The sequence below is a fragment of the Rhizobium sp. Leaf306 genome (assembly GCF_001423425.1).
GTDB classification, from domain to species: domain Bacteria; phylum Pseudomonadota; class Alphaproteobacteria; order Rhizobiales; family Rhizobiaceae; genus Neorhizobium; species Neorhizobium soli.
This window is the reverse complement of sequence record NZ_LMNX01000002.1, coordinates 864,973-888,297: the sequence shown is the minus strand read 5'-3', so window position 1 is coordinate 888,297 and position 23,325 is coordinate 864,973. Positions and strand designations below refer to the sequence as shown.

General features: G+C 60.1%; 20 protein-coding genes. 9 read left to right on the top strand and 11 right to left on the bottom strand.

Annotated features, from left to right (window positions below):
• Nucleotides 1-79: 79 nt before the first annotated feature.
• On the top strand, nt 80-922 hold the full coding sequence (locus ASG19_RS11965; protein ID WP_062456955.1) for a lysophospholipid acyltransferase family protein: 843 nt from the start codon (nt 80-82) through the stop codon (nt 920-922).
• Between the two features lie 15 nt (nt 923-937).
• Here the strand turns inward: ASG19_RS11965 and ASG19_RS11960 are convergent, their stop codons facing one another.
• Nucleotides 938-1,927: a hypothetical protein gene (locus ASG19_RS11960; protein ID WP_062456952.1), complete on the bottom strand. Its 990-nt coding sequence runs from the start codon at nt 1,925-1,927 to the stop codon at nt 938-940.
• Between the two features lie 108 nt (nt 1,928-2,035).
• Between ASG19_RS11960 and ASG19_RS11955 the strand changes: the two genes are divergently transcribed.
• The 3 genes from ASG19_RS11955 (at nt 2,036) to ASG19_RS11945 (ending at nt 4,495) form a co-directional block, all read left to right on the top strand.
• On the top strand, nt 2,036-2,611 hold the full coding sequence (locus tag ASG19_RS11955) for a nitroreductase (protein WP_062458050.1): 576 nt from the start codon (nt 2,036-2,038) through the stop codon (nt 2,609-2,611).
• A gap of 4 nt (nt 2,612-2,615) precedes the next feature.
• Nucleotides 2,616-3,218: a flavin reductase family protein gene (locus tag ASG19_RS11950; RefSeq protein WP_062456946.1), complete on the top strand. Its 603-nt coding sequence runs from the start codon at nt 2,616-2,618 to the stop codon at nt 3,216-3,218.
• Between the two features lie 149 nt (nt 3,219-3,367).
• Nucleotides 3,368-4,495, top strand: coding sequence for a DUF2336 domain-containing protein (locus ASG19_RS11945; protein ID WP_062458049.1), 1,128 nt, complete (start codon nt 3,368-3,370; stop codon nt 4,493-4,495).
• Nucleotides 4,496-4,497: 2 nt separating this feature from the next.
• Here ASG19_RS11945 and ASG19_RS11940 read toward each other — a convergent pair whose 3' ends face one another.
• Both ASG19_RS11940 and ASG19_RS11935 read right to left on the bottom strand, forming a co-directional pair.
• Entirely contained in the window at nt 4,498-4,935 is a 438-nt protein-coding gene (locus ASG19_RS11940) for a hypothetical protein (RefSeq protein ID WP_062456943.1), read from the bottom strand.
• An 83-nt stretch (nt 4,936-5,018) separates the two neighbouring features.
• Nucleotides 5,019-6,182: an AI-2E family transporter gene (locus ASG19_RS11935; protein ID WP_244476160.1), complete on the bottom strand. Its 1,164-nt coding sequence runs from the start codon at nt 6,180-6,182 to the stop codon at nt 5,019-5,021.
• Between the two features lie 313 nt (nt 6,183-6,495).
• Between ASG19_RS11935 and ASG19_RS11930 the strand changes: the two genes are divergently transcribed.
• Nucleotides 6,496-9,039 (top strand): HWE histidine kinase domain-containing protein, encoded by a 2,544-nt coding sequence (locus ASG19_RS11930; RefSeq protein WP_062458046.1) that lies wholly within the window; start codon nt 6,496-6,498, stop codon nt 9,037-9,039.
• Nucleotides 9,040-9,076: 37 nt separating this feature from the next.
• Here the strand turns inward: ASG19_RS11930 and parE are convergent, their stop codons facing one another.
• Entirely contained in the window at nt 9,077-11,128 is a 2,052-nt protein-coding gene (parE, locus tag ASG19_RS11925) for a DNA topoisomerase IV subunit B (RefSeq protein ID WP_082471923.1), read from the bottom strand.
• 195 nt (nt 11,129-11,323) lie between these two features.
• Between parE and ASG19_RS11920 the strand changes: the two genes are divergently transcribed.
• From ASG19_RS11920 to ASG19_RS11905, 4 genes are all read left to right on the top strand, one after another.
• Entirely contained in the window at nt 11,324-12,211 is an 888-nt protein-coding gene (locus tag ASG19_RS11920; RefSeq protein WP_062458044.1) for an alpha/beta fold hydrolase, read from the top strand.
• Between the two features lie 244 nt (nt 12,212-12,455).
• Nucleotides 12,456-13,226 (top strand): triose-phosphate isomerase, encoded by a 771-nt coding sequence (gene tpiA / locus ASG19_RS11915; RefSeq protein WP_062456933.1) that lies wholly within the window; start codon nt 12,456-12,458, stop codon nt 13,224-13,226.
• A 94-nt stretch (nt 13,227-13,320) separates the two neighbouring features.
• Complete coding sequence (gene secG / locus ASG19_RS11910; protein ID WP_062456931.1) at nt 13,321-13,773, top strand: preprotein translocase subunit SecG; 453 nt, start codon at nt 13,321-13,323, stop codon at nt 13,771-13,773.
• A 135-nt stretch (nt 13,774-13,908) separates the two neighbouring features.
• On the top strand, nt 13,909-15,537 hold the full coding sequence (locus ASG19_RS11905) for a CTP synthase (protein WP_062456928.1): 1,629 nt from the start codon (nt 13,909-13,911) through the stop codon (nt 15,535-15,537).
• A gap of 46 nt (nt 15,538-15,583) precedes the next feature.
• Here the strand turns inward: ASG19_RS11905 and ASG19_RS11900 are convergent, their stop codons facing one another.
• The 7 genes from ASG19_RS11900 to ASG19_RS24215 all read right to left on the bottom strand — a co-directional run bounded on the left by ASG19_RS11900 (nt 15,584) and on the right by ASG19_RS24215 (nt 23,006).
• Entirely contained in the window at nt 15,584-17,029 is a 1,446-nt protein-coding gene (locus tag ASG19_RS11900) for a deoxyribodipyrimidine photo-lyase (protein WP_244476148.1), read from the bottom strand.
• A 45-nt stretch (nt 17,030-17,074) separates the two neighbouring features.
• Nucleotides 17,075-18,292: a gephyrin-like molybdotransferase Glp gene (gene glp / locus ASG19_RS11895; protein ID WP_062456923.1), complete on the bottom strand. Its 1,218-nt coding sequence runs from the start codon at nt 18,290-18,292 to the stop codon at nt 17,075-17,077.
• Nucleotides 18,292-18,771 (bottom strand): cyclic pyranopterin monophosphate synthase MoaC, encoded by a 480-nt coding sequence (moaC, locus tag ASG19_RS11890; RefSeq protein WP_062456920.1) that lies wholly within the window; start codon nt 18,769-18,771, stop codon nt 18,292-18,294. The genes glp and moaC overlap by 1 nt, the downstream gene beginning before the upstream one ends.
• Nucleotides 18,771-19,586 (bottom strand): indole-3-glycerol phosphate synthase TrpC, encoded by an 816-nt coding sequence (gene trpC, locus ASG19_RS11885; RefSeq protein ID WP_062456917.1) that lies wholly within the window; start codon nt 19,584-19,586, stop codon nt 18,771-18,773. Before trpC ends, moaC begins: the two co-directional genes overlap by 1 nt.
• A gap of 4 nt (nt 19,587-19,590) precedes the next feature.
• Nucleotides 19,591-20,607, bottom strand: coding sequence for an anthranilate phosphoribosyltransferase (gene trpD, locus ASG19_RS11880; protein WP_062456914.1), 1,017 nt, complete (start codon nt 20,605-20,607; stop codon nt 19,591-19,593).
• A gap of 19 nt (nt 20,608-20,626) precedes the next feature.
• Nucleotides 20,627-22,519 carry a peptidylprolyl isomerase gene (locus ASG19_RS11875; protein ID WP_062456911.1) on the bottom strand — a complete coding sequence of 631 codons (1,893 nt, stop codon included), beginning with the start codon at nt 22,517-22,519 and terminating at the stop codon, nt 20,627-20,629.
• 325 nt (nt 22,520-22,844) lie between these two features.
• On the bottom strand, nt 22,845-23,006 hold the full coding sequence (locus ASG19_RS24215; protein ID WP_092662350.1) for a hypothetical protein: 162 nt from the start codon (nt 23,004-23,006) through the stop codon (nt 22,845-22,847).
• Between the last annotated feature and the right edge of the window lie 319 nt (nt 23,007-23,325).

Sequence of the window (23,325 nt, the reverse complement as noted above, 5' to 3'; positions counted from 1 at the left end):
CGCGGGTGCTGTCAAAAAACTGCAATCGTTTTGTAATATTGCCTTCTCATCGGATGCGCCTTTCCGTTGGGAGACTGATTTGCGGTTCAGAGAACTTTCCTACGCCAATGACAGGGATCCGCGCTTCAAGCGCTGGTTCATCCGGTCTATCGAGGGGCTCTCGGGACGCGATCGTTTCGCCCGGCTGTATGATATCTGGCGCACCGACATCGTCGGCAAGAGCGACCGCGTCTTCGGCAAGATGCTCGATATCATCGACGTGGGTCTCGAGATAGAAGGCGCGTGGCCTCCCGAAGAACAGCTGCAGTCTCCACTGGTCATCGTTGCAAATCATCCGTTCGGCATCGGAGACGGAATTGCCGTGCTGGCACTTGCCGAACAGCTCGGCCGACCTTTCCGCGTGCTGATCCACAACGATCTCCTGAAGGTTCCTGAAATGGAACCCTATTCGCTGCCCGTATCCTTCGAGGAAACGAAGGAGGCGCTGGTGCTGAACATGCACACGCGGAACGAAGCGATACGGCTGCTGAAAGACGGCACGACCATCATTATCTTTCCAGCCGGCGGTGTCGCAACCGCGAAGAAGGGCTTCGGCATTGCCGACGACCTGCCGTGGAAGATCTTTGCCGCAAAACTCATTCAGGCTACCAGGGCCAACGTGGTTCCGGTCTATTTCGAGGGCCAGAATGGTCGGCTCTTTCACCTGGCCAGCCGGATCTCGATGACATTCAGGCTGTCGCTTCTCATCCGCGAGTTTAAACGCCTGTCTGGAACGTCGATCACGGCACGGGTGGGCAGGGCGATGAGCTGGGACGATATGGCTGGGACCACAGATCGCAAGGAGTTGCTCGGTCTGCTCCACAGTGCCGTCTTCTCCATGCGACCCGTCAGACGTCAGCGGTTTCTCAAGAAGGCCAGTTGACCCAGGAAGCCGATGTCAGTCGGGCACGACGGCAGCGGTCGTGGCATCTGACGGGTTGGCGTTGCGCATCAACACCTCGACATCCACGTTGTTACCAGCCGTCACCTTGAATTCGCGCTGATAGATCTTGTCCTTGTTGCGGGCAACGGCGAGATAGTCGCCCTCGGCCAGCACCATGGAGGGCAGGGCGCTGACGCTTTCGTTGACCACGTCGCCCGCTGCCGTCAGCACCGACCAGGCCGTGTCGGCGATGGCTTCGCCACCCGGCTGAGACACGAGCTTCAGCGACACCTCCGCGGCCTTGTGCTGCAAGACAGCCTGCGTCAGCTTGCCCGCTTCCACCTGGATGTCGGCACGCACGACGGCGTTGATGTCACCGTACTCAGAAACCACGTGATAGGTCCCTGTCGCAAGCCGCACGATGGTGTTGGGCTTTACCTCCGACATCACGAGGGCCCGATCGCCGTTTTCGCGGACTTCGGCCGCATAGACGGAGAAGCTCAGCTGTGCCGCTGGGATAGTCTGGTCCGCTCCGGCAACCGCGTTCAGGATGAACCCGCCGGCATCAAGGACGAGCGTCTGTTTCTGGAAGTCGCCTTCAGAAGGTACAGTTACTTTTTTCGTGACGCCGGCGCGGCCGAACGCGACATTCACGAAATAATCACCCGGCGCCAGCTGGAACGCGGCGGATCCGCCGTCGGAGCTTGCAACAAGCGGAAGCTTGCCGTCCACACCGGCAATCGGGCTGAACACGCGCCAGGCAAGACCTTCCTGCATCACGTCGCTGTCAGCCGTCAGCCTGGCATCAAACCGCACATCCTTCGCGATCGAGCCGGCGCTTTCGCCAGGTGTGGCCGAGAAGGCGTTAAGCTTGGGCATCTTCCCCGTGCTGTCGAGCTGGCGGAAGCTTCCGAACGCATCGCTTTGCGCGAACCCCAGGTCGGCAGCGGTCAACAGCAGCAGGCCTGCAGCAGCGATACGGGTAACAAACGATAGGCCTGGCATCAGGATATGACCCGTTGACTCTTGTTTTGCGAGAAGCCACTTGAAGACGAACGTCCGGGCATTTTCAAGGCCTACCTCTATATCACGTATCGATCGGAAGCTTTCGACATGGAAAACAACCTGAAGCTCAGCGATTACCTGCAAGAGCGCCACTCGACGCCCGTTGCCCAGATCACAGGCCCGGGCCCATCGCAAGAAGAGCTCGGATCGATCTTGAGCATGTCGGTCCGCGTTCCCGATCATGGCAAAATCGCGCCTTGGCGCCTTGTCGTCTATCGGGGTGACGTTTGCACGAAGCTCGGCGAAACCTTCCTTGAACTCGCGCTCGCCGGTAACCCGGAGATGAATGAACCGGCCAAACAGGCTGAACTGACGCGTTTCACACGTGCACCGCTTGTCGTTGCCGTTGTCAGCACCGCGCAGCCCCACGTCAAAATCCCTGAATGGGAGCAGGTCCTGTCGGCTGGCGCTGTCTGCCTCAACATGCTGATGGCTGCAAATGCACATGGCTATGTTGCCAACTGGCGCACCGAGTGGGTGTGCTACGACGAGCGAGCCCTCGACGCTCTTGGCATAAGCCCGGGCGAAAAGGTCGCGGGTTTCATTCATATCGGCTCGAGCGATTTCGCGACGCCGGACCGGCCGCGGCCGGCTCTTGCCGACATTGTCACCTACGCAGGTTGAACGCATGTTTTATCGCACCGACACGAACGCCCACGGCATGCGCCATGATCCCTTCAAGGCCATCGTGGCGCCGCGGCCGATCGGCTGGATCGGTACCAAAGGCCGCGACGGTTCGCTGAACCTGTCGCCCTATTCTTTCTTCAACATCGTGTCCGATAACCCCAAGATCGTGATGTTCTCCTCGTCGGGACGCAAGCACAGTCTGAAGAATGCGTCGGACACGGGTTTTTTCACGGCAAGCATGGCCAGCCGCCATGTTTCCGAACAGGTCAACGCTTCCTCGGCTCCGGTAGATTACGGGGTGAATGAGTTCGACCTGGCTGGCCTCACCGCCAGAATGGGAGAGGTCGTCGACGCGCCCTACGTTGCGGAGGCCTATACCGCGCTGGAGTGCCGTCTTACCGAAGTGATCCAGCCGAAGGATCTCAAGGGCGAGCTCACCGACGCCTACATGGTGTTTGGCGAGGTGGTCGGAATCCATATCTCCGAAGACATCATCCGGGATGGCCGAATCGACATGCAGCTTGCCCGACCGGTCGGCCGCATGGGTTACCGTGACTATTCCGATGCCGGCGAGGGCGTGTTCGAACTGATCCGTCCGACGTGAGATTTCATACTCTCGGCCTGGTTCAGGCTACGCGTGAGGTGCGCCGCGCCGGGTGTGGAACATGGTGAACCAATCTTAAACTTTTTGTCTCTACCGTGGCACCAGGCTGCTCCAGACGGAGCAGCAGCGTTGTGTTTCCGGGGCAGGTCGTGATCGTACAGGCATTTCTTCGTTGGGCTGAGACGGCAAGAGCTGGGGACCGTTCCCGCGCAGCGGATGCCCTTGGTCGAGCATATCTCCACGCGGCGATGGGGGCGGAAGAGCGCAAGGCTGCCGGATTGGCGATCACTTACCTTCTCGATGACCCTTCGCCGCGCGTACGTCTCGCATTGGCAGAATCGATCGCCGATTCGCCTCAGGCTCCTCGTGCGATCATCCTCGCGCTTGCGGAAGATCAGGTCGAGATCGCCTGTACGGTGATTGCCCGCTCGCCCGTGATCAGCGACTCGGATCTTGTCGACCTGATCGGCCGAGGCGATGGAATGACCCGGCGTCTGATCGCTTCGCGGCCAAATCTTTCCCGCGGCGCCTGTGCAGCACTTGCAGAAATCGGCGACGAGCCGGAAATTCTAATTCTGCTCGAAAGTGGCACTGCGTTGATCACAGGCATATCCCTGCGCCGGATCGCCGAGCGGCATGGACAGCGCCACGACATTCGCAACCTTCTGCTCGAGCGCGAAGACCTTCCTTCAGAAGCGCGCCACATGCTCGTTAGCCATATCGCGGACACGCTTCTCAACTGCGGTCTGGTCCGCTCGACGCTTGCTCGCGGCCGTATCGAATATGTGGGCCGCGAGGCCGACGAAGCGGCAACCGTCGCAATTGCAGGAACGACGTCCCAGCAGGAAGTGCCGGCACTTGTCGAGCATCTTCGGGCATCGGGACGCCTCACACCGTCTTTCCTGATCCACGCCCTCTGCCTTGGCAAGGCGGATCTCGTTGCAGAGGCGGTATCGACCCTTTCCGGGCTCGGAGAGCGTCGCGTGAGGCCTATCCTGGCGACAGGCCGCCTTCATGCCGTTCGCGCCCTTTTTGAAGCCTGTGGTCTGACAAGGGAGATTGCCGCCGTCTTCGTCGAGGCTGTCCTGCTCTGGCGCGACGCGTCGGCGGGTCGTTCCACCGCTGATGTCTGCGGTCGTTTAATCGAGAGGTTTTCAGGGGCTGCAGGGCAGCATCCGGCAGTCTCGGATATGATCCAGATGATCGAGAGACGGCATCGTCTGGAGATGCGGTTCGCCGCACGGGCCTATGCGAGCGAGTTAGCGCTTGCTGCCTGAGATTAGCGGTCGAAACGCTTGGCAACCCACGAATAACCGCCTTCGACAAGCCTTACGGGCGTCGTCACGAGCGTCTTGACGCCTTCGGTCGTTGGCAAAACGTTGCGAACCCGCTGGATCGCACGGCTGGCCAGACCTTCCTTCTGCTTCTCGCTTACGTCGCTGTTTGGCTCGGGAGCCGCCGCTATCGGCTCGGACGCTTGATCCCGCACGGGAGGGGTTTGCGACTGCGTTGCTGTCTCGATCGCATCGTCCGGATTCTGGCAGACGGCGATGATCACCGGGTAAGGCTGATTGGCATAGGACGGTAGCCTGTCTTCGGAAACGGCATCGCACATGGCGACCGTTGGCCATCTCTGGTCGACCGTCGAGATGTAGCGGCAGTCCGTAGCCGAATCGTTGCAGCCCAAAATAGTCATGACGATGAGCGCGGAATTCATGCTGTTTTCCCCAATGGCGGTTGTTGGGGTTAGATTGCTCAATGATGGCGCCAGCGAGGCGTCACCGCAGCGGGGCTGAACGCTTAAGGCGTTTGCGCCTTTCGCTTATAGGCCCGCTCCGCCGCTTCGGTGGGCGACACCGCAAGGTCGGCCGATTGCACTTCGGTCGTCTCTGCCATCCGGACCTCGCGAATCCATTCCCGCCATATCGACACAATCAGCGCCATCAGAACCGGACCGATAAACAGTCCGAGAAAGCCCATGGTTTTCACACCACCGACAAGGCCGAAGAATGTGGGAAGGAATGGCAGTTTGATCGGGCCGCCAACCAGGCGCGGACGAACCGTCTTGTCGACGATAAACAATTCCACCGCACCCCACGTGAACAGCCCGATCCCTGCGACGAACGAGCCGTTGGCAACGAGATAGGCAGATACCAGCGTAAACGAAAGCGGCGCGCCGCCCGGAATAAGCGCCATTACACCAGTGATGACCCCAAGTGTCACAGGCGAGGGGACGCCAGCAATCCAGTAGGCCACGCCAAGCACGATGCCTTCGCCGATCGCAATCAACGTCATCCCGGTCACCGTCGAACTAATTGTCGCCGGTACGACACGCGAAATCCGCTCCCACCGCGACGGCAGGATGCGCTCACCAACGAGATCAATCTGGCGTGAAAACGATGCGCCGTCACGATAAACGAAAAACAGCGCGATCATCATGAACAGCATGGTCAGAACAAGATGGAAGACGCCATCTCCGGCAGCAATCACGGCGCGGTAGATATTGCCGATATTGGCTCCGCTAACGATCTGTACAAGCTCGCCGATAGCGCCAGGTGACCCAACATGCTTTGTCCACTGCAACCCGAGCCAATCACCGGCCCAGGGAAGGCCGATGATCCAGGCTGGAGGCGGCGCCCCGAACCTGTTCACTTCGACCGCCCAGCTGAACCACTGGCGCAGTTCACCCGTGGTGTAGCTGATCGCGACGCCGATCGGCACAATCAGAAAGGCGAGGATGAACAGAATGGCAAGCGTCGCGGCGATTGTCGTGTTTCCGCCAACGCGGGCCAAAAGCTTGCGATAGAGAGGCCAGCTGGCAAATCCGATGACAAGGGCGGCCAGAACCGGGACAAGGAAGCCGTAGAAGAAGTAGATCGACGCAGCAACAATCAGAACCAGAAGCCATCGAGCTGCCGATATGGCCGGTATCAGAGCAATGCGATTGGGAGAGACCGGTCCCAGCCAACGCGGTTCTCTTGGGGTGTTCCGATCATTTTGCGCGCTCACGATAAACTGCCACTCCCGATTGCTGTCGCCGATATGGTGTCTCGGCCATTTTGCTGCAAGCCTACAATGGACCTCTTAACCTAGCCCTTCATCGTCTGCCTATCCTTTAGATACGATACAAATGTGAAAACACCGAACCATAACTTCGTCTAGGGCATTGCGATGGCTAAACCGTCTTTGTCAGCGCCCCTTGTTTCGGTAGAGCAGAACAATAGATAACCGTAACGTACGCGTGTTTTATAAGAGACGAGATCCAAGGACTTTAATGATGCTCAATGCGGAGGCGGTCGACCTTACAAATTGCGACCGCGAGCCAATTCACATCCCAGGGAGCATTCAACCGCATGGTTGCCTTCTTGCCTGCGACTTAACTGGCGCTGAGATTCTTCACCACTCTGCGAATGTCGGAGAAATGCTCGGTGTTGAAGGTGACATCAACGGCCGGCGTCTTGAAGACGTCGTCGGTGGCGAAGCGGCCCATTCGCTTCGCAACGCGCTCGCGACCTCTGATGATCCAGCACGCCCGGCGCTACGCCATGCCTTGCGACTCCCGTCAGGCAAAGCTTTCGACATCTCGTTGCATCGTTTCGATTCCAAGGTGATCATCGAGTTCGAGCCGGCTTCCAACGATGCCGACCAGCCGCTCGAAGTTGCGCGCATGTTGATCAGCCGCATTCGCAACATGAAGAGCATCGACAGGCTTATCGAGAACGCTGCAAGGCTGATGTTCGCCATGCTCGGATATGACCGCGTGATGGTCTATCGTTTCGAGGAGGAAGGGTCCGGCAAGGTCGTCAGCGAATACAAACGCCGCGACCTCGAGAGCTTCAAGGGCCAGTATTTTCCTGCAGCGGATATCCCGAAACAGGCACGCATTCTCTACATCAAGAACACCATCCGCGTCATCTCCAACGCTGACAACGAGCGTGTGGCCATCGTCCCTGAGTTGGGCGAAGACGGCCTGCCGCTCGATATGTCCTTCGCGCATCTGAGGAGTGTTTCGCCGATCCACTGCGAGTATCTTCGCAACATGGGCGTCTCTGCCTCGATGTCGGTGTCCATCATCGTTGATGGGGAGTTGTGGGGGCTGATGGCCTGCCACCACTATTCGCCAAAGACCTTGTCGATGCCCCAGCGCGTTGCGGCAGAAACGTTCGGCGAGTTCTTCTCCCTGCATTTGAGCGCGCTGAAACAGAAGCAACTTGTCGAAACGGCAAATCTTGCCAGACGTTCGCTCGACCGATTCCTTCAGATCGCTTCCAACCACAACGATATCAGCGGGTTGTTGAGAAGTTCACTGGATGATTTCGGCGGCATGCTACCCTGCGATGGGGTCGGGCTGTGGCTTGACGGGATCTGGACAGGGCAGGGGCTCGTGCCACAGGAGCATCTGGTTGCCGAACTGGCGGAACTGGTCGGCGGCGTCGCAGGCGGACGGATTTGGTCGACGGCCGAATTGTCTCGGTCGCTACCGTTGTCGATGATCTCGCCGGACGACGTGAGCGGCGTTCTTGCCATTTCGTTGTCCCAGCGCCCTCGCGACTATCTGTTTTTCTTCCGCAAGGAAGTCGTGCAGACCCTCGATTGGGCAGGCAATCCCGACAAGCAGTATACCAGCGGACCGCATGGGGAGCGACTGACGCCGAGGTCGAGCTTCGCCATTTGGAAAGAACAGGTGCGCCTCAAGGCTCAACCTTGGACCGATACGGATCTCGAGATTGCCGACGCCATCAGGGCAGTTCTTGTCGAAACCGTACTGCATCATAACGAACTGCTTGCGGACGAGCGCGGTAAGGCGGACGTGCGCCAGCGCATGCTCAACGAGGAGCTCAACCACCGCGTCAAGAACATCCTGTCTGTGATCAAGGCGCTCGTGGGGCATCCTGTGGATGACTCAAGACCGCTGTCCGATTACGTCGGCTCGCTGAAGGGACGCATTCAGGCATTGGCCTATGCGCACGATCAGGTCGTCCGCAGCGGCGATGGCGGACATCTGGCCGACCTTCTCGAAGCCGAACTGCAGCCCTATAAGGGAAGCGGCCGCATCGTGACGATGAGCGGACCGCGATTCTGGCTTGATAGCCGTGCGTTTTCCGTCATGGCCCTCGTCCTGCACGAAATGTCTACCAATGCTGCGAAATACGGTTCGCTCTCGGTATCTGACGGTCGGCTCGACATCGAGTGGGGCCGAAGTGCCGATGGCGATTGCGAGCTGACCTGGAAAGAAACCGGTGGTCCGGTCACAAAGGCGCCCAGTCGCAGTGGGTTCGGCAGTGTGCTTATCAGCCGCAGCATGCCTTTCGAGCTGGATGGTAGGGCATCGGTCGACTACCCGCCCGAGGGCGTCAACGCGGTCTTTGTCATCCCCTCCAAGCACGTTCACGCCGATGACGACGCGGCATCCGAGGACGATCTCCACCTTGATGGGCTCGGCGGACGGACGGCGAGCGAGCGATCACTCGGCAATCTGGAGTTCCTTCTTGTGGAAGATCAGATGCTGATCGCAGCAGATGTCGAGGCGATGCTGGCGGACAATGGTATCGACAAGGTAACGACATCGCCTTCGGTCTCGGACGCGCTTCGCCGCCTCAAGGATTTCACCCCGGACGTCGCGATCCTCGATGTCAATCTGGGATCCGGTACGTCGCTTCCAATCGCGGAAGAACTTCTGCGTCGTCACGTGCCCTTCGTGTTTGCGACGGGATACAGCGATCGCTCGATCATTCCGGCGACGTTTTCAGCGCCGGTTGTGCGCAAGCCTTATGAAGCGACGGCGTTGATCGCCGCCGTCAGCAAGGTTCTGGAACGATAGCTTCAAAATGCGACCGGAAGTCTCCCGGTCGCAGCAATCAGATATCGAGGTTATCGGCAAAGGCGGCGCGTTCCTGGATAAACCGGAATCGCGCCTCGGGCCTCGTGCCCATGAGATTGTCGACCGCCTCGCGCGTGCCTTCGAAATCCACCTCGTCGATCCCGACGCGCAGCAACGTGCGCTTGGCGGGGTCCATGGTCGTTTCCTTCAACTGCGCAGCCATCATCTCGCCAAGGCCTTTGAAGCGACCGATTTCGACTTTCTTGCCCTTGAACACCGTTTCCATCAATTCGGCCCGATGCGCGTCGTTGCGGGCATAGACGGTCTTTCCACCCTGCCGGATGACGTAAAGCGGTGGCACGGCCAGATAAAGGTGGCTGCCGCGGATGAGTTCGGGCATTTCCTGATAGAAGAACGTGATCAGGAGCGATGCGATATGGGCGCCGTCGACGTCGGCGTCGGTCATGATGATGACCCGCTCGTAGCGAAGATCCTCCTCGCGGTATTTCGTCCGCGTGCCACAGCCAAGCGCCTGCACGAGATCTGCGATCTGCTGGTTGGCCGAGAGTTTCTCGCGGCTTGCCGAGCCGACGTTGAGGATTTTTCCCCGCAGCGGAAGAATGGCCTGGTTCAACCGGTTACGGCCCTGCTTCGCCGAGCCGCCAGCCGAGTCACCCTCGACGATGAACAGTTCGGCGCCCTCGGCCGTGTTCTGTGAGCAATCGGCAAGCTTGCCGGGAAGGCGCAGCTTGCGCACGGCCGTCTTGCGATTGACCTCTTTTTCCTTGCGGCGACGAAGCCGCTCTTCGGAGCGCTCAATCACCCAGTCGAGCAGTTTCGCGGCCTCGTTGGGATTTCCGGTCAGGTAATGATCGAAGGGGTCGCGCAGAACGTTCTCGACGAGCCGCTGCGCCTCCACGGTCGCAAGCTTGTCCTTGGTCTGGCCGACAAATTCCGGCTCGCGGATAAAGACAGACAGCATGCCCACGGCCGAGATCATCACGTCATCAGTGGTAATTTCGCGGGCACGTTTGTTCTGGGTCAGTTCGGCGTAATTCTTCAGGCCTTTGGTCAGCGCGATGCGCAACCCGGCTTCATGGGTGCCGCCTTCGGTCGTCGGGATGGTGTTGCAGTAGGAGTGAACCTGCGGGTCGCCACCATACCACGTGATGGCCCATTCCATGGCGCCGTGACCACCGGTCTTTTCGGTACGGCCGGCGAAGATTTCCCGAGTGACGGTGAAATCCTTGCCGAGCGTGGCCGAAAGATAGTCTTTCAGACCGCCGGGAAAATGGAAGACCGCCTTGTCCGGCACGTCGCCACCGGCCTGAACCAGTGACGGATCGCAGCTCCAACGGATTTCGACGCCGCCGAACAGATAAGCCTTCGAGCGCGCCATGCGGAAAATGCGACCGGCATCGAACTTCGCGTGATCGCCGAAGATCTGCGGATCCGGATGGAAGCGGACGCGGGTGCCGCGACGATTGTGTACGTCACCGAGTTCTTCGAGCCCACCTTGCGGAACGCCGCGGGAAAAACGTTGGCGATAGAGCTTCTTGTTGCGCGCAACCTCGACTTCCAGCATGTCGGACAACGCATTGACGACGGAGACGCCAACCCCATGCAGACCGCCCGAGGTCTCGTAAGCCTTTCCGTCAAACTTACCGCCGGCATGAAGCTTGGTCATGATAACTTCGAGTGTCGACTTGCCGGGCACCTGCGGATGATTTTCCACAGGAATGCCACGACCGTTGTCGGTCACAGTCAGGCAACCTTCGGTATCCAGATACACCTCGATGAAATTGGCATGGCCGGCCACGGCTTCGTCCATCGAGTTGTCGATGACTTCGGCAAACAGATGGTGGAGAGCCTTTTCGTCCGTGCCGCCGATATACATGCCCGGGCGCATACGCACCGGTTCAAGACCCTCCAGCACGCGGATCGACGATGCGCCGTAGTCGTCGCCGTCGGCGGCGATTGTAGCCGGACGTCGCGGCGAAGGCGCTGCCTTGACAGCGGGTACAGGTTCCGCTGGCGCTGATCTGGGGAGAGCGGGCGTATCGGCAAAAAGGTCGTTATTGTCATCCATTGGCGGTGTCGGTACTACCTGTCGGGGTGCGGAGGAGATAGCCATACCCATCTCGTGCTGTTTCGAATCACATGCGATTTTGCCAGAAAACCGGCTTTCTCGCGATGCCGTACGCGCACGGCGGCTCTGCCAGCAATGCTGCCTCGGCTTTAGCATGGCAAGTTGGAAGACAGAAGGTTCCGAATGAAAGCCCGCATGTCCACAGTTCATTTCTTTTTCGGCACGCTTCTTGCTGGCATGGTCGCGCTTACCGCTTCAGCAAGCCTCGCGCAGGAAGGCCCCATCAAGCCGTTCAAGGACGAGCTTTTCTCCAGGTTCGAGGTGCTGGAGACTAAGGACGGCGGCGCTTACGAGATGATAGACTACCAGGAACTGCGCGACATCAACGGACGTGACAGCGAGCCTGAGCGGCGGGTCAAGAATGCCTATGTGGCGCTTGGACCGCGCCGTGTCCAGGAAAATGAAACCCTGGCCCTCTCCGGCCGGACCCTCGATGTCACCAGGGTGGGACCTTCGCAAGGTGGCGCCTTCACGGTGATCTTCATCCACGGCAGGGGCGGCGACAGGCGGCTCGGCGTCAACGACTTCACGTTCGGCGGCAATTTCAACCGGCTGAAGAACCTCGTCACCGCGTCGGGCGGGACCTACTATTCGCCAAGCGTCAGATCCTTCGACGACAAAGGTGCTGCCGATATCTCTGCCCTTATTCGCTATGCGTCGGAGAAATCGGCAGGACGTCCTGTCATCCTCGCCTGCGCCTCCATGGGTGGCTTGATCTGTCAGGCCGTGAGCCGAGATGCGGCGACGATCCGGTCTCTGAAGGGTATGGTTCTGCTTGGCGGTCCACCCGATCCGGGTCTGCTGTCGACGCCGTTCGCCAAGGCAAAACTGCCGATCTATATCGCTCACGGCAGCGCCGACAGCGTCTACGCAGCAAGCGGACAGACCGAGATCTACCGTAAATTGCAGAGTTCCGGATACCCGGTCCGTATGTCCGTTTTCAATACAGGCGGGCACGGAACACCCATTCGGATGATCGACTGGCGCAAAGCCCTCAATTTCGTGCTTATTGCCCACAAATAACCGGTTTGGCTGCAATCGCGCGTTTAAATGGTTCTCAACCGATTGAATCGCGGCGCAGATCGCTTCCCACCTGGAATGCGTTGACCTCTGGCTCATGACGCGCCATCTGGGATCCATCCAAGCACTTGAAATGCGTTCATTATTCAGCGTACGAAGTGTGAAAGGACATGTCGGGAGGCCTGTCCTGCACGTTTAGGTGGCGGCGCTCAACGGCGTCGGCTGGAGGAGAGGAACAGGGATCGACATGACACCAGAAATTCGCCCGCTTATTGCCGGAAACTGGAAGATGAACGGCACGAGGGACAGCCTTCCCGAGATCAAGGCGATTGCTCAGGGCGTGATGGGACCTCTCTCGGAAAAGGTCGAAACCCTGATATGCCCGCCGGCCACGCTTCTCTATGTGGCGACGGCGCTTTCGACGGACAGCCCGCTGATGATCGGCGCCCAGGATTGTCATCGGAAGCATTGCGGCGCGCATACCGGTGATATTTCCGCCGACATGATCGCCGACTGCTTCGGCACGCATGTGATCGTCGGCCATTCCGAAAGGCGCGTCGATCATCGTGAAACTGATCGGATCGTTCGCGCGAAGGCCGAGGCTGCGCATACGGCCGGATTGATCGTGATCGTCTGCGTCGGTGAAACGGCGGACGAACGCGACACCGGCCAGACACTCGATATCCTGAAGCGTCAGCTCGCTGGCTCCCTGCCAGATGATGCGACGGCCGCAAACACGGTCATTGCCTACGAGCCCGTATGGGCGATCGGATCCGGCGTGACGCCGACCGCAAGCGATGTGGAAGCCGCGCATGCTTTCATGCGCGCAGAACTTGTGAAGCGGTTCGGCGACGACGGCAAGGGGATGCGTCTCCTCTACGGCGGCTCGGTCAAGCCGGGCAATGCGGCGGAGCTGATGGCGATCGAAAATGTCGATGGCGCATTGATCGGTGGCGCCAGCTTGAAAGCCGACGATTTTCTCGCCATCTACGGCGTCTATGAGGCCTTGACCGCCTGAGCCATTCAATAGGGGCTTGGAAAGCGGGCGGGCCTCATGTAAAGAGCCGCCAAACTTCTTCTATTGCCTCGCCAACGGGGCAGGGATCTTATTCATGCAGACTGTTCTGATCGTCATTCATCTCATGATCGTGCTGGCGCTTGTCGGCGTCGTGCTGATCCAGCGCTCCGAAGGCGGAGGGCTTGGCATCGGCGGCGGTTCCGGCTTCATGTCGGCGCGCGGCACGGCAAACGCCCTGACCCGCACGACGGCGATCCTGGCGACGCTGTTTTTCGTCACGTCATTGGCGCTCGGTATTCTGGCACGCTACGAATCGCGTCCAACGGATATTCTCGACCGCATTCCGCAGAGCCAGCAGGGTTCAGGCAATGGTATCTTGAACCAGCTCGGCCCGGCACCGACCGCTCCGCCGGCAAGCAACGGCGTCCCATCGGATGGCGCGAGTTCAGCGCCTGCTCCGACAGCACCGGCAACGGGAGCACCGGCTCCGGCGACACCGGCCCCGGCAACGCCCGCTCCGACGAACAGCGTTCCAACCGGCCAGTAAGGCACGGTTGAAGGCAACAAACTCCGGCGGGCCAAAAGCCTGCCGGTTTTCGTTTGTGGAGATTCCACAGACTTTTTTCGGAAAAAGAAAATTCCGCTGGCGGAATCAGAAATCAGAAGGTATTCGGTGGCTCCCATGGCGCGATATGTATTCATCACAGGCGGCGTGGTTTCTTCCCTCGGAAAAGGAATTGCGGCCGCGGCCCTCGGAGCACTGCTCCAGGCGAGGGGTTACCGGGTTCGGCTGAGGAAGCTCGATCCTTATCTCAACGTTGATCCGGGAACTATGAGCCCGACGCAGCACGGCGAGGTCTTTGTGACCGACGACGGCGCTGAGACCGATCTGGATCTCGGTCACTACGAGCGGTTCACCAGCCGTTCGGCGACCAAGACCGACAACATCACCACCGGCCGCATCTACAAGAACATCATCGACAAGGAACGCCGCGGCGACTACCTCGGCGCGACCGTTCAGGTCATTCCGCATGTCACCAACGAGATCAAGGATTTCGTTACCGAGGGCAATGAGGACTACGATTTCGTCCTCTGCGAAGTTGGCGGTACGGTCGGCGATATCGAAGCGATGCCGTTCATGGAGGCGATCCGCCAAGTCAAGAACGACTTGCCCCGCGGAACAACGATCTATCTGCATCTGACACTGATGCCGTTCATTGCGGCAGCCGGCGAGTTGAAGACCAAGCCGACCCAGCATTCCGTCAAGGAACTGCAGGCGCTGGGTATCGCGCCAGACATCCTGCTGGTGCGCGCAGACCGGGAAATCCCGGAGGCCGAGCGCCGCAAGCTTTCGCTGTTCTGCAACGTTCGCCCATCCGCGGTCATCCAGGCGCTCGACGTTGCCAATATCTACGACGTCCCTATGGCCTACCACAAGGAAGGCCTCGATTCGGAAGTGCTGGCTGCGTTCGGCATCGAACCCGCTCCCAAGCCCCGTCTGGACGCCTGGGAAGAGGTCTGCAACCGCATCCACACGCCGGAAGGCGAAGTGACGATCGCGATCGTCGGCAAGTACACGGGCCTCAAGGACGCCTACAAGTCGTTGATCGAGGCCCTGCATCACGGCGGCATCGCCAACCACGTCAAGGTCAATCTTGAGTGGATCGAATCGGAGGTCTTCGAAAAGGAAGACCCGGCCCCGTGGCTTGAGAAGGTTCACGGCATTCTGGTCCCCGGCGGGTTCGGCGAACGCGGTTCCGAAGGCAAGATCCTCGCGGCGCAGTTTGCCCGCGAGCGTAAGGTTCCGTATTTCGGGATCTGCTTCGGCATGCAGATGGCAGTGGTGGAAGCCGCCCGTCATCTCGCCGGAATCGAAGACGCATCCTCGACGGAGTTTGGTCCTGCGAAGGAACCGGTCGTCGGATTGATGACGGAATGGCTGAAGGGCAACGAGCTGGAGAAGCGGTCTACCGCCGGCAACCTCGGTGGCACGATGCGTCTCGGCGCCTATCAGGCGGCTCTGAAGAAGGGCACGAAGATCGCGGAGATCTACGGGTCCACGGATATCTCCGAGCGCCATCGTCACCGTTACGAAGTGAACGTCCAATACAAGGACCGCCTTGAAAACTGCGGCCTCGTCTTCTCGGGCATGTCACCGGACGGCCTTCTGCCGGAAACGGTCGAATATCCTGATCATCCGTGGTTCATTGGCGTTCAGTACCATCCGGAACTGAAGAGCCGCCCGCTCGATCCGCACCCGCTGTTTGCGAGTTTCGTCGAGGCAGCGCTCGAACAGAGCCGTCTCGTCTAAGACAAGATAAACCCGGCTTCGACCGGGTTTTTCTTTGCCCGCTTTTCTATTTCAGCGCCTTGTATGCGGCAAGCGCCCGGTCGCGGGCGAAACCGTGATCGACGATGGGCTTGGGATAAGTCTTCCCCAGCTCGATCCCGGCCTTCTCCAGCACCGCCGCCGGCGCCTCGAACGGCTTGTGGATGTATTTGCGGTCGAGCTTTGCCAGTTCGGGCACATGCTCGCGAACGTAATCGCCGTCTGGATCGAATTTCTCGCTCTGCAGGATAGGGTTGAAGATCCGGAAGAAGGGCGAGGCATCGGCGCCACTGCCGGCCACCCACTGCCAGTTGGCGGAATTGTTGGCAGGATCCGCATCGACAAGCGTATCGCGGAACCACTGCTCGCCCTTGCGCCAGTCGATCATCAGATCCTTGATCATGAACGACGCCGTGATCATCCGCACCCGGTTGTGCATATAGCCGTGTTTCCACAACTGCCGCATACCGGCATCGACGATCGGATAACCCGTCATCCCCTTGGTCCAAGCCGTAAATTGCTTGGCATCGTATTGCCATTCGAATGCGTCGAACTTGTCGTCCCAGTTTTCGCGATCGAGGCCGGGAAATTCGATCAGCAGACCGTAGCAGAAATCGCGCCAGGCAAGCTCGCGGCGGAAGTGCGACACGTCTTCCGATGTCTTCGCCGGAAGACCTCTCGTCTCGTACCAGATGCGGGCAGGGGAAATCTCGCCATGGGTGAGGTGGGCAGACAGCGAAGACGTGGCGTCGATCGCCGGAAAGTCCCGACCGCGCTTGTAGTCGTGCAGGTCCCTGTCGATGATGTCCTTTAACTTCTCCCGCGCGCCCTGTTCTCCCGGTGTCCACATTTCGGAAAAACCCGAAGCCCAGTCCGGCTTTGCCGGCAGCAGGTCCCAGCCGTCCAGGCTTTCCGAACGGGGAAATTGCTTCGGGGCAGGGATGGACTTTGGGGTATCCATCGGCTCGTGCGGTTCGCCGAGCTTCTGCATCGCGTTCCAGAACGGTGTAAAAACCTTGAATGGCTTGCCCGCCCCCGTGCGGATCCGGTCCGGCTCGTGGAGAAGCTGGCCATGAAAGGCGCTGATGGCGATGCCCTTGTCTTTGAGGGCGACCGCGATTTCACGGTCGTAGTCCGTGCGTTCATAGGCGCGGTTGACGAAGACGGAGCGGGCGCCGGTCTTGTGGGCGATGTCGGACAGAACATCCTCGGCCTTTCCCCTAACGAGAATGAGGTCACTGCCGAGCGCTTTCAGCGCGCCCTTGAGTGCCGTCAGCGAATGATGCAGCCACCATTCCTGCGCGCCACCGAGAGGCCCGATGTTCAGTTCGTCGGGTTCGCGGATATAGACGGGGATGACCGGGCCGCCGGCATCGATCGCGGCATTCAGCGCCGCATTGTCATCGAGACGGAGATCCTTGCGAAACCACAGGATGGTCGGAATGTCTTTGTCAGTTGAATGATCGGCAGGCACGCGCTTCTCCGTTCGAGGCATCGCAAAGGACGCCTGGAAAGCGCCTTAGGAACGAATGAGCAATATAGGGCAGGGTGCACCGGCAGCCAGCTCCGGAGCGTGCGGCGGACGCACGATAAGGCCGTCGGATCGCGAAAATATCTTCATCATCGACGAATCCTGCTTTCCGAAAGCCTTGGCAACAAGATTTCCCGCCGCGTCACGCGTCACGCTCGCGCGAACATAGTCCTGCCGCTGGTCGTTCGCCTTCATATGCTCCGCTGTGACACCCATGACCTCGCGGTTCCTCTCGCTGAGACGCGCGAGCTTTCGCAGCAGAGGCTCGAGGAACAGGAGACTGGTCACAAGGCTTGCGACCGGGTTGCCGGGCAGGCCCAGCACATGCATGCCGTCGAGCGAACCGACCATCAGCGGTTTGCCGGGACGCATCGCGATCCGCCAGAAATCGAGTTCCATACCGGCGGCCTTCAGCGTCGACTGGACGAGGTCGTGATCGCCGACAGAAGCTCCACCGAGCGTGACCAGCACGTCGGCCTTTTCGAGCTGCGCCCGTGCGACAGCTGCAGCGATATCCGCCTGGTTGTCCTTGACGATGCCAAGGTCGAGAACCTCGCCGCCGTTGGACCGCACCAGTGCGGCGACGCCGAACGTATTGGAGGCAATGATCTGCGCGGTCGCCGGCACACCGCCAGGAACTACAAGCTCGTCACCGGTCGCAAGGATCGCGACCCTTGGTCGCCGATAGATCCCAAGCGTCGGATGGTTCATCGCGGCGGCGACCGTCAAATGCGCGAAGTCGAGCACTGTGCCGCGCTTGAGGACGATCTCGCCCTCCGCGAAATCCTGGCCGCGGGGCCGCACATGCCGTCCTTCGACGACGGCAAATGCAGTGCGGATCCGGTCGCCCGCGATTCGCTCGGCATCTTCCTGGATGAGGACGGAATCAGCGCCCTGCGGCAGAGGTGCACCCGTGAAGATCCGCACCGTCTCGCCCGGACCGACAATGCCCTCGAAGGCATGGCCCGCAGACGCCGTCCCGATGACCGACAGTTCTGTGCCGACCGTGGACGCATCCGCTGCCCGTACTGCGTAGCCATCCATGGCGGACGCGTCGAACGGTGGCTGCGTCAGCCTCGCGGCCAGATCGGCAGCCAGCACGCGACCGTCGGCCTCGCCAAGCGGAACATTCACGATATCGTCGATCGGACGCGCTGCAGAGAGCAGCCGGCTCCTGGCATCCGCCACGGGGAGTAGTGCTTTCATCAGCCCTCCAGGCGGTATGTTCCGGACTTGCCGCCGGTCTTCTCGAGAAGCTGGATGCCGCCGATCTGCATGCCCTTGTCTGCGGCTTTCGCCATATCGTAGATCGTCAGGCAGGCAACGGACACCGCCGTCAGCGCTTCCATCTCGACGCCGGTCTTGCCGGTCAGCTTGGCGGTCGCCGTGACACGCAGACCGGGCAGGGCGGCGTCTTCGGTAATCTCGACCGAGACCTTGGTCAGCATCAGCGGATGGCAAAGAGGAATGAGATCGCTGGTCTTCTTCGCCGCCATGATCCCGGCGAGCCGCGCTGTTCCAATGACGTCACCCTTCTTGGCATTGCCATCCAGAATCAGCGCCAGCGTCTCGGGAAGCATCCTGACATGACCCTCGGCCGTCGCCGAGCGTACGGTTTCAGTCTTGTCGCCGACATCGACCATATGCGCTTCGCCGGCCGCATCGATATGAGTGAGTGTTGCCATTATTCGGCCGCCTGTGCGGAGAGCTCGCCGGACAGCAGCAGCCGCGTCGCCGCAGCAACGTCGTCCTGACGCATCAGGCTCTCACCGACGAGGAAGGTCTCGATATCAGCCTTCTGAAGCCGCTGGCAGTCGGCGTAGGTGAAGATGCCGCTTTCGCCGACGAGGAGTCGATCGGCTGGCACCATTGGCGCAAGTGTCTCACTGATGGCGAGATCGAGCTCGAACGTGCGCAGATTGCGGTTGTTGATCCCCACCAGCGGTGCCTCGAGCTTCAGCGCCCGCTCCATTTCAGGGGCGTCGTGCACTTCGATCAGCGCATCCATGCCAAGCTCGCCGGCGACCTCGTAGATCGCAAGCGCGTCGTCATCCGACAGCGCCGCCATGATGATCAGGATGCAGTCGGCTCCCCAGGCGCGCGCTTCGTGCACCTGGTAGGTCTCGAACATGAAATCCTTGCGCAGAACGGGCAGGGCGCAGGCAGCCTTTGCCGCGACCATGAATTCCGGTGCGCCCTGAAAGCTCGGCGTATCTGTCAGAACCGACAGGCAGGCTGCACCGCCGGCCTCATAGGCTGCGGCGAGCGACGGCGGATCGAAATCTGCACGGATCAATCCTTTCGAAGGGCTCGCCTTCTTGATTTCGGCAATGAGACCAAAAACGCCGGCATCCTTCTTGGCCTGCAACGCACGCAGAAAACCGCGCGGAGCAGGCTGGTCGGCGGAACGAGCCTTCAGCTCAGTGAGCGGTACACTCGCCTTGGCCGCTGCGATTTCCTCGCGCTTGTAGGCTTCGATCTTCTTGAGAATATCCGCCATTCGCTCAATCCTTCTCGTTCGATACGGCCACAAGCCGGTCAAGCGCTGCAGCGGCATTGCCGCTTTCGAGCGCGTTCGTGGCGATCGTCATGCCATCCTTCAGCGTTTCGGCCTTTCCGGCGACGACAAGCGCTGCCGCCGCGTTGCAGAGTGAAATGTCACGGTATGCATTCTTCGCCCCGCCTAGAACCGCACGCAACGCCTTCGCATTGTGGATGCCGTCACCACCCTTGAGGTCGGCAAGCGTTGCCTGCGGCACGCCAAAATCGGCTGGGGTCAGTTCAAAGGAGCGGATACTGCCGCCCTCCAGAGCGCAGACCTGCGTCACGCCTGTCGTGGTGATCTCGTCCAGACCCTGGCCATGTACGACCCAGACAGTCTCGGAGCCGAGACCGCGCAGCACCTCCGCGATCGGCTGCAGCCATTTCGGATCGAAAACGCCGAGCAACTGACGCTTGGCGCCTGCAGGGTTCGAGAGAGGACCCAGAATGTTGAAGATCGTCCGCGTGCCCAGTTCGACGCGGCTAGGCCCCACATGGCGCATCGCGGCGTGGTGCATCGAGGCGAACATGAAACCGATCCCGGCCTCGCGGATACAACGGGCAATGCGGTCCGGACCGATTTCCAGGTTGACGCCGAGAGCCGACAGAGCGTCCGCCGTCCCCGATTTGGAACTCAACGCCCGGTTGCCATGCTTGGCGACGGGAACGCCCGTACCAGCCACGATGATCGATGCCAGTGTCGAGATGTTGTAGGTGCCGGCACCATCGCCACCGGTACCGACGATATCAACGGCATCGGCTGGTGCGTCGACCCGCAGCATTTTCTCGCGCATGGTCGTTACGGCGCCGGAAATTTCCGCCACCGTTTCTCCTCGTACGCGCAGCGCAATCAGAAACCCGCCGATCTGCGAGGGCGTCGCCTCGCCGGACATCAGAATGTCGAACGCCTGACGCGCCTCATCCAGCGTGAGGCTCTCCCCGGCAGCAACTTTGGCAATGAAGGGTTTCAGCTCAGGCATTCTTTGGCTCTCAAGTCGCTTAGTATTGCGCGGGCGCAGCCGACTGATTGACGGCGGCCTGGTTGATCGAAACACCGTAGGTGTTCTTGAGGCTGTTGACCATCTGATCGAGCATGTCATCGCCGGCAGAATCGGCCATGCGCTGGAGTTGCTCGTCGCCGGCAAGCGCATCGCTCGTGGCCTGATCGACCGCCGTCACCTTCAGAAGAAGGCGGCTCTCGCCGTCCGATCCGAGCGCTGTTCCAGTCACACCGACCGGACCTGCAAAGGCTGCCGCAATCGCCTCGTTGCCGAAGATGGCGTCCTCGCCGTTGCGGCGCAGGCCGGACTTCGTTTCGATGGCGACGCCGAGATCCTCAGCGATCACTGCCAGCGTCTCGCCCTTGTCGAGGCGACCCTTGAGGTCGGCCGTGCGTGCCGAAAGCGCCTGACGCTGCTGATCAGCCGTCCAGTCGGCAACGGCCCGGTCGCGGACTTCGCTAAGCGGACGTTCCCGTTCCGGCGTGACGTTGCGGACCTCGAACCAGACGAAGCCGTCCGTGCCAACCGTCAGCGGCAGCGTATCGGCGCCGGGATCTGTGCGGAAGACGTCGGTCAAAAGCGTGGTGCCACTCGGGAGATCCGCAATGCGCTTGTCCTGCGGATCAAGACCGGATGCATTGGCCGTTACCGTGACGAGCTTGAGGTTCAGATCCTTTGCCGCGTCTTCAAGTGTCGTCCCGTTGCTGCGCAACTCCTCGAAGCGGTCATGTGCCGTGTTGAGTTCCTGCGAGGCGGCCGCGACCGCCATCTGCTGGCGCAGCTCGCCCTTGACTTCGTCGAAGGCGCGGGTGGTTTCCGGGCGAACGTTGGAGACCCGCAAAATGACGGGACCGAATGTACCTTGAACGGCTGGCGTGATGCCGCCATTCGCGCCAAGCTTGAAGGCCGCTTCTGCAATTGCCTCGTCCGGAACAGCGTCGCGGGTAAAGTCGCCGAGGCGAACGTCGGCTGCGGTTTTGCCCTGGTCCGCCATCACCTGGTCGAACGTCGTCGTTCCGGCGCGCAACTGCGTCGCCGCAGCTTCTGCCATTTCCATGTTGGGGAAGGGCAGCTGCTCGATGGTGCGCGTCTCGCTCGTCTTGAAGCTGGCGATCCGCTTGTCGTATTCGGCCCGCGCCTGCTCGTCGGTGATCGAAGACGCATCCGCGATGTCGGATGGCTGCAGCTTCACATAGGCAAACGTGCGGTATTCCGGGGCACGATAGCGGCTCTTCGCACCTTCGAACCACTGCGCCAGAATATCATCCGTCGGTGCTTTTACGGGATCGATATTGGCGTTCGACAAAAGCAGATATTCGACCGTGCGGCTTTCGTCCCGATACTGCTTCAATGCATCGATCAGAACCTGCGGCGGCTTGAACCCGTCGGACACCGATTCGACGATCTGGCTGCGGACAGCAACCTTGCTGCGCTCCTTGATGTAATCGTCCTCGCGAAGGCCGGCATTGCGCAGGCGGGATGTGAACAAGGCACGGTCGAACTGACCGTTGACGCCCTGGAATGCAGGGTCTTCGCTGATCAGGATACCGAGCTTGTCTTCTGAAAGACCGAGATTCATGTCGTCGGAAAGCTGATCGAGTGCAGCGCCTGCGGCGAGCTGTGCGAACACCTCGTTCTCGACGCCGAATGCACGTGCCTGTTCCGCGGTCAGCGGTGCGCCGAACTGACGACCGATATTGGCGACCTGTCGCTGATAGGCCAGCCTGAACTCTTCAGACGAGATCTGCTGATCGCCCACCGTCAGGACGGTATTGCTGTTCGATCCGATCAGGGAGTGCGAAATGCCCCAGATGCCGAAGGATGCGGCAAGAACCAGGAGCAGGAGTTTTGCGACCCAGGAGCGGGCTGCGTTTCTGAGCGAATTGAGCATCGGCGATATTACCTATCAGTCGTAGTGCCGCCTTTCCGGCGGTTTGAGCGAATGTCTCTAGAACAATCTGCAACGGAAATGAAGGCGTTGACGCGCAAAAGCGCGCAGGCACCACCAATGTCCGCGCCACTGACTATTTCGTGAAGGTAATGGCAGGGATTATACGACCACGACAGTCATGACATCCGGGCCCGGTGGGCACTCTTTCCCCGCTAGTGATCGAAACGACCCGGTTCGGCGAACGCTGCTCGGCGTCTCCACGGGCGAGCAGTATCAGGCCCAGCGTCGCGTCCGCTCATTCGCCGCCAGTGTACGTTTTAGCGCGTTAGTGGTAGGTTTCGGTAGAGACGTCGTCGTCCATGATGCGAAATGCTTCGTAAAGCGCTTCGACGAGCACGTCGGTAAGGCTGTCGCCATCGCCGTCCTGCAGGAAAAGGCCAATGGCCTGTTCGGATGGCTGGCTCGTGTGTTCGGTTTCTTTAGACATTCATTGTCCCCTAACTGTCGCGATTGATTCCGACAAGGGCAGGCTAGATAATCGCGCTTGCGTGGAACTGGAGTTCTTCTGGCGCGAAGAGACGCGGCGCCGGCAATCGTAAAGGTGAGCAATCACTGTTTGAGGACCATTGGCATTCATCCGAATCTTGCTCGTGTTTGTCAGCGAATAATGAAGTTGGGACGGCGAAGTTCCCTCGATTCCGAGCCGATGGGTAGCGGCTCGGTTTACATGAATCGTCCAGTTTGTATTTTGGCTTGTGAAACGACAGGACTAATTTAGAAGCCTGTTTGGCTCTGAACCGCCATGG

Excerpts from the sequence above, each read along its gene's own strand:
- parE (WP_082471923.1), bottom strand. The coding sequence starts at position 11,128 with ATGGATGACAATAACGACCTTTTTGCCGATACGCCCGCTCTCCCCAGA.
- ASG19_RS11955 (WP_062458050.1), top strand. The coding sequence starts at position 2,036 with ATGGAAAACAACCTGAAGCTCAGCGATTACCTGCAAGAGCGCCACTCG.
- ASG19_RS11960 (WP_062456952.1), bottom strand. The coding sequence starts at position 1,927 with ATGCCAGGCCTATCGTTTGTTACCCGTATCGCTGCTGCAGGCCTGCTG.
- ASG19_RS24215 (WP_092662350.1), bottom strand. The coding sequence starts at position 23,006 with ATGTCTAAAGAAACCGAACACACGAGCCAGCCATCCGAACAGGCCATT.
- ASG19_RS11905 (WP_062456928.1), top strand. The coding sequence starts at position 13,909 with ATGGCGCGATATGTATTCATCACAGGCGGCGTGGTTTCTTCCCTCGGA.
- trpC (WP_062456917.1), bottom strand. The coding sequence starts at position 19,586 with ATGGCGGATATTCTCAAGAAGATCGAAGCCTACAAGCGCGAGGAAATC.
- ASG19_RS11950 (WP_062456946.1), top strand. The coding sequence starts at position 2,616 with ATGTTTTATCGCACCGACACGAACGCCCACGGCATGCGCCATGATCCC.
- ASG19_RS11920 (WP_062458044.1), top strand. The coding sequence starts at position 11,324 with ATGTCCACAGTTCATTTCTTTTTCGGCACGCTTCTTGCTGGCATGGTC.
- ASG19_RS11930 (WP_062458046.1), top strand. The coding sequence starts at position 6,496 with ATGCTCAATGCGGAGGCGGTCGACCTTACAAATTGCGACCGCGAGCCA.
- ASG19_RS11940 (WP_062456943.1), bottom strand. The coding sequence starts at position 4,935 with ATGAATTCCGCGCTCATCGTCATGACTATTTTGGGCTGCAACGATTCG.
- ASG19_RS11875 (WP_062456911.1), bottom strand. The coding sequence starts at position 22,519 with ATGCTCAATTCGCTCAGAAACGCAGCCCGCTCCTGGGTCGCAAAACTC.
- trpD (WP_062456914.1), bottom strand. The coding sequence starts at position 20,607 with ATGCCTGAGCTGAAACCCTTCATTGCCAAAGTTGCTGCCGGGGAGAGC.
- moaC (WP_062456920.1), bottom strand. The coding sequence starts at position 18,771 with ATGGCAACACTCACTCATATCGATGCGGCCGGCGAAGCGCATATGGTC.
- secG (WP_062456931.1), top strand. The coding sequence starts at position 13,321 with ATGCAGACTGTTCTGATCGTCATTCATCTCATGATCGTGCTGGCGCTT.
- glp (WP_062456923.1), bottom strand. The coding sequence starts at position 18,292 with ATGAAAGCACTACTCCCCGTGGCGGATGCCAGGAGCCGGCTGCTCTCT.
- tpiA (WP_062456933.1), top strand. The coding sequence starts at position 12,456 with ATGACACCAGAAATTCGCCCGCTTATTGCCGGAAACTGGAAGATGAAC.